Source organism: Azospirillum sp. INR13, from assembly GCF_015390205.1.
In the GTDB taxonomy this organism is placed as follows: domain Bacteria; phylum Pseudomonadota; class Alphaproteobacteria; order Azospirillales; family Azospirillaceae; genus Azospirillum.
Genome location: NZ_VUOI01000005.1, coordinates 71,443 through 85,907 on the forward strand (window position 1 = coordinate 71,443; position 14,465 = coordinate 85,907).

The following is a 14,465-nucleotide window of genomic DNA, read 5'->3' on the forward strand; positions in this document are numbered from 1 at the left end:
ATTTGTCATCCTTCTTCTACGCCACACCATCCCAAGATTTTTGTCCTGGCGCTTCCACGATGCTGCCACGAACCCGATGGAAGTGCATACAGGAAAGGAGGGGAAGCATGCCAAAACTCACCAAACGCAATATTGAGGCTCTCGAAATCAGATCGAAAAACTACATCGTTTTCGACGCTGAATTGCCTGGCTTCGGCGTCCGGATCATGCCCAGCGGCAAACGCTTCTTCCTCGTCCAGTATCGACGTCATGGCCGCACCCGCCGCATCATGATCGGTCAATTCGGACCGATCACCGCTGAAATTGCCCGGCAACACGCGATGGCCCTTCTCGGTCAAGCGAAAGGTGGGGGCGATGACCCGGCGCTCACCCGCGATTCGCTGCGCCAATCGACGACCATGGAGCAGCTTGGTGCCCGGTTCCTCAAGGAACATGTTGCCGTGCGCTGCAAGCCAACCACTCAACGGGAATACAGGCGGTCTGTCGAACTGTTCCTCAATCCTTTCTTCGGCAAACAACGCGTGCGGTCGGTGACCCCAGCCGATGTAGCCGAATTGCATGGCTCTCTCACCAATACTCCCTATCAGGCGAACCGTACCCTTGGCGTCTTGTCGAAAATGATGAGCTTGGCCGAAGTCTGGGGGCTACGAGACCGACATACCAATCCGTGCGACGAGATCGAGCGCTACCCGGAACACAAACGCGAGCGTTTTCTCTCCTTGAAGGAAATCGCAACTCTCGGTCAGGCCCTTAATGACGCGGAAAGTGAGCATCCATACGCGGTCGCCGCCTTTCGGCTCCTTCTTTTAACAGGCTGCCGCCTTGGCGAAATCCAAACGTTGCGTTGGGAGCATGTTTACCTGGACCAAAGCGAACTTCGCTTGGCCGATAGCAAGACAGGAGCAAAGGTCGTGCATCTCGGCACCACCGCAATCAGCATCCTTCAAACCCTACCTCGCATTGATAAAAATCCTTTCGTAATCGCGGGCACCAAATCAAACGCTCATCTCACCGATCTTCAGAAGCCCTGGCGGCGTATCCGTAAAGCTGCCGGCCTTGAGCAGGTGCGTATCCATGATCTACGCCACACCTTCGCATCCGGCGGTCTCGCCGTTGGTGAGGGATTGCCAATGATTGGCAGGCTTCTGGGACATACCCAGGTCCAGACCACGGCCCGCTATGCCCATCTTGCTGCCGACCCGCTCAAAGCGGCGGCGGATAAAATCTCTGACCGGCTTGCCGCCGCGTTGATCTCCCCCCGATAACGCAAAAGCAATTTAAAGTGGCATTAATGGAAGACAATTAGCCTGTGCGTACTGATCATCTCCGGGTGCTCGGTTTGAGGCGGTGCGGACGGAGTTCGGGTATGCTTGATCAATCATGCGGTTGAATACGGCGACGCCGATGGCGGCTTTGGGCCTGCTGAGCGGGCAGCGTCCGGGACTGGAGATGACCGCCAAAGCTCCGCTTGTAGCGCGCCATCGCGATTTCTGCTTTGGCCCGTTTTTCCATAGTCGGTCTGCCTCTGGCTGCGCATGGGCCATCACCTCCACAATCAAGGTGATCCACTACGGCAGCACCGATACCACGATCAAGCCAACCCGAACGCGGTCTGCCCCCCGATATCCACCCCCTGGACGGACCGATCCCGATGCACCATACTGAACTTAACGATCGTTCAGTAAGGATGCCGACATGGCGACCGTCAGCACAAAAGACACCATTCTGGAGGTTGCGGCCCGGCTCTTCGCCTCGCAGGGCTACGCCGCCGTCTCGATGCGCGACGTCGCCACCGAGGTCGGCGTCACCCCGGCCAACCTTTATTACCATTTCAAGGACAAGGAGACGCTGATCCGGGAAGCCCTGGCCCATGTCTTTGCCGACCGGACCGCTCCCTTGGAAGCGATCGCCGGGGATTCGTCGTCGCCCGACCGGACGTTCGAAGTCGTGGTGGGCTGGTTCGTCCGGCTGATCTTCGAAGACGCGGTGTTCTCCCGCCTGTTGTTCCGGGAACTGCTCGACGGCGACGGCCAGCGCCTGGAATACCTGTCGAAGACCGTCTTCGAACGCCCCTTCGCCCTGATCACCGAGGTGACAAGCGCCTACGCGACCCGGTCCGATCCCGTCCTGTCGGCGGTGTCAGTCATTGGCATGATCTTCGGCCATTTCCAGCTGTCGCGGGTCCTGCCTCATCTTCCCGGCGGCCGGGTCGAGTACACCAACACCGATGCGGTCACCCGCCATGTCCTCGCCCTGCTGCGCGGCGCGCTGAACGGTGGGCCGGACGGCGAACCGAACGTGGAAGCCGCGCCATGACCACCCTGCTCCACCCCACGGCCCGCGCCACGGCCCTGCTTCTTCTCGGCTTGCTGACCGCCTGCCAGGACAGCAACCGGGACAGCGGGGCGAAGCCGGTCCCCGAGCCCCGGCGGCTCGCGCTGCCGACGGCGGTGGTGCAAACCGCCGACATCCCAGACCTCTACAGCGTGCCCGGCACGGTCGCCTCGGACGACCGGATCGAGCTGACCTCGCGCGTCGTCGGCTTCATCCAGAGGCTGGAGGTCCGCGAGGGACAGCGGGTCACCAAGGGCGACGTGCTCGTCCGGATCGACCCGGCCGAGATCGACGAGGCCATTCGCCAAGCGCAAGCCGGCCTGTCCGCTGCCCGCAAGGATCGCACCGACGCCGGGCAGGATGTCGGCAAATACACGGCGCTGGCCGAACGCGGCTGGGCCTCGGCGGAAGTGCTGCGCAAGGCCCGGCTGCGGCGCGACCTCGCCCAGGCGGCGCTGGACAAGGCCGAGGCCGCCCTGGCCGCCACCCAGGCCCAGGCCGGCTACGCGGCCATTGCCAGCCCGGTCGACGGCATCGTCATCGCGCGCCACAAGCAGGCCGGCGATCTGGCGACCGCCGGGACGCCGATCCTCACCATCGAATCCCGCCAATCGCTGCTGTTCCGCATATTCGTTGCAGAGAGCCAGCTGGTGCGTTTCCACGCCGCCCTGCCGGTGACCGTCCGCATCGACGCCCTCGCCGGCCGTACGATCCAGGGACATGTGCAGCGCATCGTCCCCTCCGGCGACACCGTGACGCGGCGCTACGAGGTGGCGGTCGCCCTGCGCGCCGATCCGGCGCTGCTGCCGGGCATGTTCGGTCGGGCCGAGATCGCGCTCGGTGCCACCGCCGTGCCAGTGATCCCCCGCAGGCCATGGCGCGGCGCGGCGGGCTGGACGGCGTCTTCGTCGTGGAAGCCGACAACACCGCCCGCTTCCGCTGGCTGCGCACCGGACGGGAGTGGAACGGCCTGACCGAGGTGACGGCCGGGCTGTCGGCCGGCGAACGGATCCTGCTGCGGACCGACACCGCCGTCCGCGATGGCGCCCTCGTCGCCGCCGAGGGCACGGCGCATGACTGACACCCGGCCGAATCTCGCCGGCCGGCTGGCCGGCGCCTTCATCACCTCGAAGCTGACCATTCTGTTCATGCTGGGACTCGTCCTGCTGGGCGGGATGGCCGTCGTGATGACCCCGCGTGAGGAGAATCCGCAAATCCTGGTGCCCGGCGCCGTGGTCACCGTCGCCCTTCCCGGCGCCTCGGCGGCGGAGGTCGAGGAGTTGATCGTCGCCCCGCTCGAAGGGGTGGTCGGCGAAATGACCGGGGTCGATCACACCGGCGGGCTGGCCCAGACCGGCGTCGGCATCGTCCAGGTCCAGTTCAAGGTCGGACAGCCCAAGGAAGCCTCGCTGGTCAAGCTGTACGACCGCGTCATGTCGAACCTCGGCCGGCTGCCGGCCGATGCGGGCACACCGCGAATCCGTTCGGTGGACGCCGACGACGTGCCCATCCTCGCGGTCACCCTGGCGTCGCACCGCTACGACGATCATGACCTCAAACGCCTCGCCGACCGCATGGCCGAGCGGCTGCGCAGCCTGGAGACCGTCTCCGTCGTCTCGGTGCATGGCGGCCGCGACCGGGAAATCGGCGTCGAACTCGACCCCGAACGGCTCCAGGCCTTCGCCGTCGACCTGACCCAGGTCTACGCGGCCTTCGGCTCCGGCAACCTTGCGATCCCGCTGCAAGGCCCGCTCCGCAACCGTCAGGTCGAGGCGATCAAGCTCCAGGGCTTCCTGACCTCCGCCGCGGAAACCCGCAACCAGATCGTCGGCGTCCATGACGGACGGCCGATCATGGTGGGTGACATCGCCACCGTCACCGACGGCCCGCCCCGCGAGATCGACCGGCTCAGCCGCTTCGCCTTCGGCCCCGGCGATCCCCGCTTCGCGTCGGAAGGCCCCGGGGAGATGGCGGCGGTCACCATCGCCGTGGCGAAGAAGAAGGGCGCCAACGCCGTCGTCGTCGCCGACGGCGTGCTCGACCGGATCGAGCGGCTGCGCCAGACCGTCGTGCCGGACGGCGTGCATGTGACCGTCACCCGCGACGACGGGGCGAAGGCCGACGACGCCGTCAACACGCTGATCGAGCATCTCGGCATCGCGGTCGCCACCGTCAGCCTGGTCCTGATCCTCTTCCTGGGCTGGAGGGAGGCGCTGATCGTCACCGTCACCGTGCCGCTCGTCCTGTTCCTGACGCTGGCGGCCGACCTGTTCGGCGGCGTCACCATCAACCGGGTGACGCTGTTCGCGCTGATCCTGTCGCTCGGCCTGCTGGTCGATGCCGCCATCGTCGTCATCGAGAACATCCACCGCCACTACGCCGGCCCGATGAAGGACAAGCGGAAGACCACCGTCGCCGCCACCAACGAGATCGGCAACGCCACCAACCTGGCGACGCTGGCGGTGATGCTGGTGTTCGGGTCGCTGTTCCTGATCACCGGCATGGCGGGCCAGTATTTCTACCCCATCGCCTTCAACGTCCCTATCGCCATGGCCGGATCGGTGCTCGTCGCCTACATCGTGACGCCCTGGGCGGCCAACCGCTGGCTCGGCCCTCACCACGGACATCACGACGGCCCTGCGGACGCGGCGCGGGACAGGGGGATGGACGGCCATGGGAAACCGGACGCCCTGCACCGCGTCTATCACCGGCTGATCACGCCGTTGCAGGAACAGCCCAAGGCGCGCCGCCGTCTGGCCGTGCTGGTCATGGTGCTGATGACCGCCTCCACCCTCCAGGGGGCGTGGCAGTTCGTCCGGTCCTCGGGCGTCGGCGGCCCGCCCTCTCCCTTCGCGGTCGCTTTGGGCTTTCTGCCGAAGGACAACAAGAACACCGTCAACATCGTCGTCACCATGCCGGAGACCGCCCCGCTGGAGGAGACCGACCGGCTGGTCCGCGAGATCGGGCGGGTGCTGGCCGGTAACGCGGAGGTCGTGAATTACCAGAGCTGGGTCGGGCAGGCCGGGGTGGCCGACTTCAACGGGCTGCTCCAGGGCACGGCGGACCGTGTCGGAAACGCCGTCGCCGAAATCCGGGTCAACCTGACCGACAAGCACGCGCGCCGCACCAGTTCGATCGCCATCGTGCGCGCGCTGCGCCCGGCGCTGGAGGCGGTCCGCGCCCGCCACCCCGGCGCCCGCATCCGTCTGGTCGAGGATCCACCGGGGCCGCCGGTGCGCGCGACCGTGCTGGCGCAGATCCACGGCCCCGATCCCGACGGGCTGCGGGTGCTGTCGGCCCAAGTGATCCAGGCCTTTGCCGACACGCATGACATGGTCGACCTGTCGGACAGCGAACCGGTAGACGTGGTCGAGCACCGCATCGTCCCCGACAAGGAGAAGGCCGCGCTGTCGCAGGTGTCGGTGGCGCAGATCGCCCAGGCGCTGCGGCTGGTCTATGGCGGCGAGGTGGTCAGCCGGGCTCATCCGGCCGACGAGAAGAACCCGGTGGACGTCCGGGCCTTCGTGCCGCGCCGCCACGAGGTCGATCCGGCGCGCCTCGACCGCGTTTTCGTCGACAACGCCGAGGGGCGGGCGGTGCCGTTGTCGGAGCTGGTCGCGGTGACGGCCGGACCGCGCGACCGGCCGATCCAGCGCCGGGACGGCGAGCGCGTGACCTTCGTCGGCGGCGAGCTGTCCCATTCCGTGCCGCTGTACGCGGTGCTCGACCTCGACCGGCGGCTCGACGGGATCACCGCCCCGGACGGGCGGCCGCTGACGACCGGCAACCTGACCTTCAAACCGCAGGCGCCCGACGTCATCGGCGGCTACCAGCTGCTGTGGGACGGCGAGATGCGGATGACGCTGGACATCTACCGCGACATGAGCGTCGCGCTGGGCGCCGCGCTGACGCTGGTCTTCCTGATCCTGGTCGCCTATTACCGGTCATTCATCATCCCGATGATCGCGATGTCGTCGGTACCGCTGGGGATCATCGGCATCTTTCCCGGCCATTGGCTGGTCAGCGCCGATTTCTCCGCCACCTCGATGGTCGGGATCATCGCGCTGTCGGGGGTGGTGATCCGCAACTCGCTGCTGATCATCGACTTCATCCAGGACAACCTGCGCCAGGGCATGGCGCTGGAGGAGGCCGTCAAGGAGGCCGGAGCGGTGCGCCTGCGGCCCATCCTGCTGACGACGCTCGCCATCATCCTGGGGTCGGGAATCATGGTCGCCGATCCGGTCTTCGGCGGGCTGGCGATCTCGCTGATCTTCGGGACCGTCGCCTCGACCGCGCTGACGGTCTTCGTCGTGCCGATCCTGTTCCAACTCGATGTCCTGCGGCGCCGGCGCCATCAAGCCGGTGCAAGGGCGCGGCGCGAGGCCGCTTTCGGCATCGGAGAGCCGCCTTGACCAGGGTGGTGATCCGGCAAAGAAGCTATGCTCCAACGCTCCTCCATTCGCTTGACGTGACGCACAATATTGTACATATACAGTAATATTGTTCAATAAATTGGCCCCGCAGGCTGGAGCCACGTGTCGGGAGCCGAACAGGTCCTGCTCCGATTCCGACCGACGCGCCTCTCGAACCACGCCGGGGCATCCAACAGAGGAGTCGCCAAATGCGCGCAGCCGTCATCACGGAGCGGGGCGCCGCCCCTGTCATCGCCGAGTTCCCGGAACCCCAGCCCCGCGACGGTGCGGTCCTGATCGACGTCGATACCGTCGGGCTTGGCGGCTGGGACGTGCTGGGCGCCTACCGCCTCGGCATCCAATATCCCTGCGTCATCCGTGGCGAGGGGGTCGGCCGCACCGCCGATGGCCGGCGGGTCTATTTCGGTGAGCGGTCGGTGCAGCCCTATGGCGCCTGGGCGGAGCGCACCCTCGTTCCGACCGAGGAGGTGTGGGAGGTTCCCGACGGGGTCGACGACAAGCTGGCGATCGTGATGGGCATCGCCGGAACCGGCGCGCTGGTTCCCCTGGAACAGGCAAACATCCAAAAGGGCGAGCGCGTCCTCGTCCTGGGCGCCACCGGCACGCTGGGGCAGATCGCCCTGCAACTGGCTCGCCACCTTGGCGCCGGGCGCGTGGTCGCCGCCGCCCGCAACGAGCGGGCGCTGGCCCGGCTGGTGGAGCGCGGAATCGCCGACGCGGCCGTCCGTCTGGGCGGCGAGGATGACGTCGCCGCGCTGAAGGCCGAGGCGGGGGAAGGCTTCGACGTGGTGCTCGACCTCGTCTGCGGGACACCCATGCTGGCCGCTCTGAAGGCGACACGCTGGGGTGCGCGGATCTTCACCATCGGCACCGGAGCCGGGCGGGAGGTCAAGCTGGACATCGCGGATCTGCTGTTCCGCTCCCTGTCCTGCATCGGCACGGGACAGCGTCCCCCCGCCGACCGGCGCGCGATCTGGGAACGCCTGCTGGTCATCGCCCGTGAACAGGCCATAACCGTCGATTACGCCGATTACCGATTCGACCAGGCCACCGAAGCCTGGGCGGCGCAGACCGCCGGGCCGCACGCAAAGATCACCGCCGCCATTCCCCGGTAACGCTGGCCCCGGCAACGCCGGCTTAGCCGGTAAAAATTCGCTGACGGGAAGAATGCCGAGGATCCGATCCTCGGCATGTCCAGTGCCGTCACTTTTCCCAGGAAGGACAGCCGATCCCGCCAAGCCATTGTCCCGGCCACGTCAACGGCGATGTCACCGGCCGAGGAAGCGCTTGACCCGACCGGCGGCGATCTTGCCCGGCATCCCAGTGACGCCGCCGCCCGGATGGATTCCGGCACCGCCGAAGAACAGGCCCGCCACCGGAAGAGTCTCGCCCCCCAGCCCGGCGGCCGGACGCAAGACGCTGGATCGGAGGATCGAAACGTCAAGGTGCAGGACGCAACCGTTCAGGACGTTCAGCCGCTTGGCCAGCTCCGGCGAGGTTTCGACCCGGCGGCCGATCTCCATGCGCTCCAACCCGTCGATATAATCACCCGCATGGGCGATGGTCCGCGACACCGCCGTTTCGCGCACGGCGTCCCACCCTCCGTCCGGGGACACCGGCATCGCCGGCGGGTAAAGATACACGACATCCTGACCAGCCGGTGCCTGCGACGGATCGGCGGCGCTGGGGGTGGCGATCCACATGTAGGGAAGCTTGGGAACCTGACCGCGGGCGGCCGCGGCGAAATTCTCCAGCACCGCCTCGTCGGTGCCGACCAGCAGAACCGGCCCGCGCAGGTTCAGCCCGTCGCTCCGCATCGCCTGATGCTTGGGCAGGAAAATCTCGCCGTTCAGCGCCAGATCGACCCGCAGGGGCGACGCGCCATGGGCGTTCGACGGCACCATCGCGACGCGGGTCATCAGCTTGCGCGCGATGGAGCCGGGGGTGACCATGTCGAACGTCATCTTCGGATGGCAGGTGGACACCACCGCGCGGGCGGTGACGGCCCGGCCATCCTTCAGGCGAACACCCGTGGCGCGCCCGTCGCGGACGATGATCTCCTCGACCGGCGCGCTGGTCATCACCTCGCCCTTGAAATCCTTGAAGCGGGCCAGCATGGCGTTGGTCAGCATCTGCATGCCGCCCATCGAGCGGCCGATGCCGAAACGGTGCAGGAACCCCAGAATCGAATAATACAGCCCGCTGCCGTCCGCCAGCACCGGCCCGGCGGCGCCGGTCAGGCAGGTCAGCGCCGAGATGGTCACCGGATGCTCGAAACGCTCCCTGGCCACCTGATAGGCCGAGCCGGTCGCCAGCGCGACGATGTCCGGCTTCAGCCTGCGATGGCGGCGCAGCGCCCGGAGGGCGCCCAGCTTGGTCAGCAGGTTCCGTTGCGCCGGATCGACCCGCATCATCGGATGCACGATGTCGAGCAGGGCGTTGACGACCTCCATGAACTCCAGATAGGCGTCCGCGTCGTGCGGCGAATAGCGGCGGATTTCCTCCACCGTCTTCTTGTAGTCGCGCCACAGCACCAGGGACTGGCCGTCCGGATGCAGATAGACGTAGGAGGGTGACAGCTCCTTCTGCTTGAAGCCGTAACGCTCCAACTCCAGCTCGTCGCCGACCGTGTGCGCCCGCCAGGACAGCAAATCCAGGGCGCAAGGGTGCACCAGATGGTTCGGCGCCTCGGGGATGGCGTAGGAGGACGAGGCCATGCCACCGATGCTGGGCAGCGCCTCCACCACCAGCACCCTCTTGCCGTCCGCCGCCAGGTAGCACCCCGCCGAAAGACCGTTGTGCCCCCCGCCGACGATGATCACGTCGTAATCGGCACCCGCACCGTAAGCCGTCATCGCGTCCACCCGTCGCACGATTTCATGAAAGAAGACATTCCGTCAGGCCTCGATGAAATAGCGGACGGACAGTGTCCCGCTGCCGAACCGGTACAGTTCGATCGTCGGAATCGCGCCATCGCCGCCGATCAGCCGGTTGCGGTGATGGCACGCCGCTTCGCGGCCGTTGACGATGGTGGCCACGACCTCGATGTCGATCCGGGCGCTCTGGCCGGTCCACATCGCGTCGAGCGCTTGCCACGCATCGCCGCGCGGCGGCTGGCCGGCATACTCGCCAGCATACTCAATGGTCAGGCCGTTCGGCGCCACCGCGCGGTAATGCGCGAAGAAGCCGTCCCGGTCCTTGGCGTTCCAGCAAGCGACCTGCCCATGCAGGAAATGCGCGATGACATCGCGTTCGTTGGCGTCCATAGCCGTTCCAATCCCTTCGTCGCTCGTCTTGTTTTTACAGATCCAAGCCCGGCACGTTGCGGGCGCTGCCGTTGCGCCGGTCGGACTCGCCCCAGGCGACCCAGCGATCGGGCTCGCGGGTGTCGCCGACCCGGCGCCAGCGCCCCTCCTGCTGGGCGGTGATCGGGAAGCCGCCGACGAAATCGATCATCTCGCCCTTCGGATCGGGCAGGAATTCCCACTCCTCCGACCCGTCGACGGTGACGCGCACCGTTTCGGCGAAGTGGCTGCCGGGCTTGTGGGTGACCGACCCCTCGATGTCCGTGGTGCAGCGAACCCTGCCCGTCTGGTCCATCAGAATGGCGTAGCCGAGGTGGTCATGGCCGACCATCAGCGACCCGGCGTCGAAGCTGCCGTCCTTGTAGACCGTCGCGAAGGTCCACCAGAGGACGTGCTTGTTGTTGTTGACGATCAAATCCTTTTGGAAGTGGATGGCGCCGCCCTCGGCCATGTAGACCTGATCGAGCGCCACGATCCCCTTGACCGGCCGCCCCTGGCAGGTCCCGGCGAGGTCGTAGAGCTGCGAGGCGTAGAAGGTCCCCCAATCGACGCCGGGCAGATACCATTGCATCCCGGTGCCGAGCAGCGGCCCCCGCAGGTCGAACAGCCCCTCCTCCCGCCATGACAATGCGGCGCCGGACGCGGTGAGCGTCCATGGGTTGCCCGCCTCGCCCGGCTGGCTGGTCCAGGTCACGGCCTCGCGGTCGAAGGACTGCACCGGCGTCGGGGTCAGCGCCTGCCGGGCCATCCGCTCGCGATCGAGGCGGATGTTCCGCCCGTCGATCTCGGTCGAGAGGTAGAAGAAACGGGTCGGGTTCGGCGTCCCGGTCGGCGCCATGACCGAGCGGACGAAGGAGAAGATCGTGCCGTCGGCGTCGCGGACCGATCCGAACGGCATGCTCTTGCTGAGAGCGAGGCCGAAGAAGCCACGCAGGCCGTTCAGCGAGGCCCCCGTCACCTTTTGTGGCCCGACCAGCTGCTGGAAAGCGAAATCACCGCGCTCCGGCGCGGCATCGAACCGTTTCATCGAACCGGCTCCTCCCAAGAAAGCCCTGCGGGGATGGTTGTGCAAGCGGGTGGTGGCGGCCCCGGATCACCGGAACCGGCACGGTGAAGGATCGGTTTTCCGCGATCACCGCCGAATCCTGGAACCCACCGACTGTCGCACAACCCCGCAAATTCTGGCGCGTCCCTTCGTTTGACCTGGAGTCAAACGAAGGGACGCTTTCCAGCGCATCGACTGCTGACGGACATGTCTTCGCTTTGCTAAATTATGGCGTCCGCATCCCTTTGACCGGGAGTCGAAGCCCTTTGCCGGACCGTCCACGAGCTTGGACCTCCCCCCGGACCAGAGGCAATGCATGAAGATCGCACGCATTCGCGAGGCCGACGAGCGCTGTGGCTGGGCGCTGGTCGATGCCGACGACGGTCGGGTCCAGCGCATCCGCGCGCCATTCTCACATTGGGCTTCCAGGCTGGCCGGTGACGGCATCGACGCTCTCGACCTCAACACCGCATCCATCGATCTGGCCGACGTGCAGTTACTGGCTCCGGTCGATCCCTCGGCCCGCGTGTTCGGCGTCGGGCTGAACTACCTGACCCATCTGACCCGCCTTGGCCGCAAGGAGGCTCCACCCCACACCATCGCCTATCTCAAGCCGGACTCCGCGCTGGTGGATCCCGGCGGCGTCATCCAATATCCGGCGGTCACCCGTCAGCTCGATTATGAGATCGAACTGGTCGCGGTGGTCGCCCGCCGCCTCACCGACGAGGAGGACGCGACGGAATGCCTGCTCGGCTACACCATCGGGAACGACGTCAGCGCGCGGGACGCCGGAAAGGCGCTCGGCAGCCTGGATCTGTTCACCCAGAAGGCGCTCGACCGCACCGCGCCGATCGGCCCCTGGATCGCGACGCTCGACACGTTCGGCGGCCCGGGCCAGCCGGAACGCGACATGACCCTGCGCATCAACGGGGAAACCCGGCAGCACGACAACACCCGCAACATGATCTTTCCGTTGGCGGAACTGCTGAACTTCGTGGACGCCAGGGTCGCGTTGCGCCCCGGCGATCTGCTGTTCACCGGCTCGACCTGCGGCGTGGGGCTGGAGGACGGGCGCTTCCTGCGGCCGGGAGATTGCATCGAGGCCGAGATCGAGGGGATCGGCGTCCTGCGGAACAGCGTGGGGCCGCAGCGCATCCTGCCGCCTCGGCGGCGGAACGGGCGTCTCGGCATTCCTTGACCGTCCCTTAAGGATGGCCGGAGCGTGTCCGCGCTTCCCACAGCGTGATGGAGAGGGTCGACACGATGATGAGAGCGCCACCCGCCACCATCGACAGGGTCGGCACCTCGTTGAAGAAGCAGACGCCGATGATCACCGCGAAGATCAGGCGCAGATAGTCGAGCGGCGCCAAGGCCACGGCGTTGCCACAGGTCATCCCCTTGATGTAACAGGCCTGCGCCCCGACGCTGGCCGCGCCCATGACGACGAAGAGAGCCGCGTCGCCCGGCGTCGGCCATGTCCAGACCAGGATGGCCGGCGGGATCGACAGCAGGAAACCCAGGATCGACGACCAGCACAGAAGGCTGAAGGTGCCGTGCTGTTTGGCCAGCAGCTTGATGCTGACGACCGTCAACGCGAAGAGCAGGGCCGACCCGATGGCGGCGGCGTGGGGCCAGCCGACCTCCGTCTGGGCGGACGGGTTGACGACCACCAGAACCCCGATGAATCCGGCGATCAAGGCGGCGGCCCGCCCCGGCCCGACCCGCTCCCCCAGCAGGACGACGCCGAGCGGCGCCATCCATAAGGCGCGGGTGAAGGACAACGCGTTGGCGTCGGCAAGCGGCAATTCCTGAAAGGAATAGTAGGAGAGCAGGACCCCGGAGACCGCCGTCAGCGCCCGCCCGAACAGCAGCGTCAATTGCCCCGACCCCAGGATCCCCGGCTTGCGAATCAACGTCGGCGCCAATCCGATCACGACGGCAAGCTGGCTGAAGAACAGCTGGAGCGGCGGCGAATAGCCGGCCAGCCGCTTCACCAGAACCGTCATCACCGTGAAGCAGACGGCCGACGCGATCATCCACACCGCCCCCCGAAGGTTTGGCGTGAGGCGCGCAAAGCCGGCCGAAAGGAACGGAACCATCGGCGGCGTCACGGCGTCAGGTCTCGCCGTCCGCCCAACGGTTCGGCCCCGATGCGCGGAACGGCCGTGCACCGGGATCGACGTCGGCGCGCGCGATGAGGCGCAGGGCGGAAATGGTCCCGACCTCGCGCAACACGGGGGTGGAAGCGAAATCGCCGTCGGCAAGGGCCACGCAATCGTCGAAGGTCAGCATGACAATCATCATCCTTGGTCGAAAAAGGCTTGGTCGAAAAAGGGCCGGGCGCCATCGGGACCGCCCGGCCCAGGTTCCGCGCCGGCCGGGAAGCGCCGGAGCGGCAGACGTGCCTTACGCAGACGTGCCTTACAGGGCCTCCGCCAACTCCGGCAGGGCTTTGAACAGGTCGGCGACGAGGCCGTAATCCGCGACCTGGAAGATCGCGGCCTCCTCGTCCTTGTTGATCGCGACGATGACCTTGCTGTCCTTCATGCCGGCCAGATGCTGGATGGCGCCGGAGATGCCGACGGCAACGTACAGATCCGGCGCCACGATCTTGCCAGTCTGGCCGACCTGGTGGTCGTTCGGCACGAAACCGGCGTCCACCGCCGCTCGACTCGCTCCGACGGCGGCGCCCAGCTTGTCGGCGATGACCTCCAACAAGGGGAAGTTGTCGCCCGACTGCATGCCGCGCCCGCCGGAAATGACAATGCGGGCCGAGGTCAGTTCCGGACGTTCCGACTTGGACAGCTCGGCCGAAACGAAGGAGGACAGGCCGGGATTCCCCGCCGCACTCACCGTCTCCACCGGGGCGGAGCCGCCCGGACCCGCCGCTTCGAAGGCGGTGGTGCGGACGGTGACGACCTTGACCCCGTCCCGCGACTGGACGGTGGCGATGGCGTTGCCAGCGTAGATCGGCCGCTCGAAGATATCCCCCGAGACCACCCCGGTGATGTCCGACACCATACCGACGTCGAGCAGTGCCGCGACGCGCGGCAACACATTCTTGCCGACTGAGGTCGCCGGAGCGAGGATATGGCTGTAATTCCGGCCGCTCTCGACCAGCAGGGCCGCCAGCGGTTCGGCCAGCGCGTGCTCGTAGGCCGCATCGTCGACCAGCAGCACCTTCGACACACCGGCGATCTTCGATGCGGCCTCCGCGACGCCCTGCGTGCCCTTGCCGGCGACCAGCACATGGATGTCGCCACCGATCTTGGCGGCGGCGGTGACGGCGTTCAACGTCGCCGGCTTCAGTATGGCGTTGTCATGTTCGGCCAGAATGAGGATCGTCAT

13 protein-coding genes are annotated in these 14,465 nt (G+C 66.7%); 7 read left to right on the forward strand and 6 right to left on the reverse strand.

Annotation, left to right across the window (positions count from 1 at the left end):
- The first annotated feature begins 107 nt into the window (after positions 1 to 107).
- The 6 genes from F1643_RS06045 to F1643_RS06070 all read left to right on the forward strand — a co-directional run bounded on the left by F1643_RS06045 (position 108) and on the right by F1643_RS06070 (position 7,882).
- The gene (locus F1643_RS06045; protein ID WP_194911778.1) at positions 108 to 1,265 is read left to right on the forward strand and encodes a site-specific integrase; all 1,158 of its coding nucleotides are present in this window, start codon (positions 108 to 110) and stop codon (positions 1,263 to 1,265) included.
- 430 nt (positions 1,266 to 1,695) lie between these two features.
- Positions 1,696 to 2,316: a TetR/AcrR family transcriptional regulator gene (locus F1643_RS06050; protein WP_194911779.1), complete on the forward strand. Its 621-nt coding sequence runs from the start codon at positions 1,696 to 1,698 to the stop codon at positions 2,314 to 2,316.
- Positions 2,313 to 3,308 (forward strand): efflux RND transporter periplasmic adaptor subunit, encoded by a 996-nt coding sequence (locus tag F1643_RS06055; protein ID WP_194911780.1) that lies wholly within the window; start codon positions 2,313 to 2,315, stop codon positions 3,306 to 3,308. The genes F1643_RS06050 and F1643_RS06055 overlap by 4 nt, the downstream gene beginning before the upstream one ends.
- The gene (locus tag F1643_RS06060; RefSeq protein ID WP_194911781.1) at positions 3,245 to 3,415 is read left to right on the forward strand and encodes a hypothetical protein; all 171 of its coding nucleotides are present in this window, start codon (positions 3,245 to 3,247) and stop codon (positions 3,413 to 3,415) included. The genes F1643_RS06055 and F1643_RS06060 overlap by 64 nt, the downstream gene beginning before the upstream one ends.
- Entirely contained in the window at positions 3,408 to 6,746 is a 3,339-nt protein-coding gene (locus F1643_RS06065; protein WP_194911782.1) for an efflux RND transporter permease subunit, read from the forward strand. Before F1643_RS06060 ends, F1643_RS06065 begins: the two co-directional genes overlap by 8 nt.
- Before the next feature lie 209 nt (positions 6,747 to 6,955).
- On the forward strand, positions 6,956 to 7,882 hold the full coding sequence (locus F1643_RS06070; RefSeq protein WP_194911784.1) for a zinc-binding alcohol dehydrogenase family protein: 927 nt from the start codon (positions 6,956 to 6,958) through the stop codon (positions 7,880 to 7,882).
- A gap of 153 nt (positions 7,883 to 8,035) precedes the next feature.
- On the opposite strand, the gene F1643_RS06075 is transcribed toward F1643_RS06070, so the two are convergent.
- Genes F1643_RS06075 through F1643_RS06085 form a run of 3 tightly spaced genes read right to left on the reverse strand, consistent with a single transcriptional unit; the run spans position 8,036 to position 11,099 of the window.
- Complete coding sequence (locus tag F1643_RS06075; RefSeq protein ID WP_194911786.1) at positions 8,036 to 9,622, reverse strand: NAD(P)/FAD-dependent oxidoreductase; 1,587 nt, start codon at positions 9,620 to 9,622, stop codon at positions 8,036 to 8,038.
- A gap of 42 nt (positions 9,623 to 9,664) precedes the next feature.
- Complete coding sequence (locus F1643_RS06080; protein ID WP_194911788.1) at positions 9,665 to 10,033, reverse strand: nuclear transport factor 2 family protein; 369 nt, start codon at positions 10,031 to 10,033, stop codon at positions 9,665 to 9,667.
- 34 nt (positions 10,034 to 10,067) lie between these two features.
- Positions 10,068 to 11,099, reverse strand: coding sequence for a hypothetical protein (locus F1643_RS06085; protein WP_194911791.1), 1,032 nt, complete (start codon positions 11,097 to 11,099; stop codon positions 10,068 to 10,070).
- A 334-nt stretch (positions 11,100 to 11,433) separates the two neighbouring features.
- Here F1643_RS06085 and F1643_RS06090 point away from each other — a divergent pair, with 334 nt between their 5' ends.
- Complete coding sequence (locus F1643_RS06090) at positions 11,434 to 12,315, forward strand: fumarylacetoacetate hydrolase family protein (RefSeq protein ID WP_194911794.1); 882 nt, start codon at positions 11,434 to 11,436, stop codon at positions 12,313 to 12,315.
- 7 nt (positions 12,316 to 12,322) lie between these two features.
- Here F1643_RS06090 and F1643_RS06095 read toward each other — a convergent pair whose 3' ends face one another.
- The 3 genes from F1643_RS06095 to F1643_RS06105 form a co-directional block, all read right to left on the reverse strand.
- Positions 12,323 to 13,216, reverse strand: coding sequence for a DMT family transporter (locus F1643_RS06095; RefSeq protein ID WP_255542466.1), 894 nt, complete (start codon positions 13,214 to 13,216; stop codon positions 12,323 to 12,325).
- Between the two features lie 16 nt (positions 13,217 to 13,232).
- Positions 13,233 to 13,409 carry a hypothetical protein gene (locus tag F1643_RS06100; protein ID WP_194911798.1) on the reverse strand — a complete coding sequence of 59 codons (177 nt, stop codon included), beginning with the start codon at positions 13,407 to 13,409 and terminating at the stop codon, positions 13,233 to 13,235.
- 129 nt (positions 13,410 to 13,538) lie between these two features.
- Complete coding sequence (locus F1643_RS06105; protein WP_194911800.1) at positions 13,539 to 14,465, reverse strand: electron transfer flavoprotein subunit alpha/FixB family protein; 927 nt, start codon at positions 14,463 to 14,465, stop codon at positions 13,539 to 13,541.

Bases quoted from the DNA above. Each gene is read 5' to 3' on its own strand.
- F1643_RS06090 (WP_194911794.1), top strand. From the start codon at position 11,434: ATGAAGATCGCACGCATTCGCGAGGCCGACGAGCGCTGTGGCTGGGCG.
- F1643_RS06070 (WP_194911784.1), top strand. From the start codon at position 6,956: ATGCGCGCAGCCGTCATCACGGAGCGGGGCGCCGCCCCTGTCATCGCC.
- F1643_RS06105 (WP_194911800.1), bottom strand. From the start codon at position 14,465: ATGACGATCCTCATTCTGGCCGAACATGACAACGCCATACTGAAGCCG.
- F1643_RS06080 (WP_194911788.1), bottom strand. From the start codon at position 10,033: ATGGACGCCAACGAACGCGATGTCATCGCGCATTTCCTGCATGGGCAG.
- F1643_RS06085 (WP_194911791.1), bottom strand. From the start codon at position 11,099: ATGAAACGGTTCGATGCCGCGCCGGAGCGCGGTGATTTCGCTTTCCAG.
- F1643_RS06075 (WP_194911786.1), bottom strand. From the start codon at position 9,622: ATGACGGCTTACGGTGCGGGTGCCGATTACGACGTGATCATCGTCGGC.
- F1643_RS06100 (WP_194911798.1), bottom strand. From the start codon at position 13,409: ATGCTGACCTTCGACGATTGCGTGGCCCTTGCCGACGGCGATTTCGCT.
- F1643_RS06050 (WP_194911779.1), top strand. From the start codon at position 1,696: ATGGCGACCGTCAGCACAAAAGACACCATTCTGGAGGTTGCGGCCCGG.
- F1643_RS06055 (WP_194911780.1), top strand. From the start codon at position 2,313: ATGACCACCCTGCTCCACCCCACGGCCCGCGCCACGGCCCTGCTTCTT.
- F1643_RS06095 (WP_255542466.1), bottom strand. From the start codon at position 13,216: ATGGTTCCGTTCCTTTCGGCCGGCTTTGCGCGCCTCACGCCAAACCTT.
- F1643_RS06045 (WP_194911778.1), top strand. From the start codon at position 108: ATGCCAAAACTCACCAAACGCAATATTGAGGCTCTCGAAATCAGATCG.
- F1643_RS06065 (WP_194911782.1), top strand. From the start codon at position 3,408: ATGACTGACACCCGGCCGAATCTCGCCGGCCGGCTGGCCGGCGCCTTC.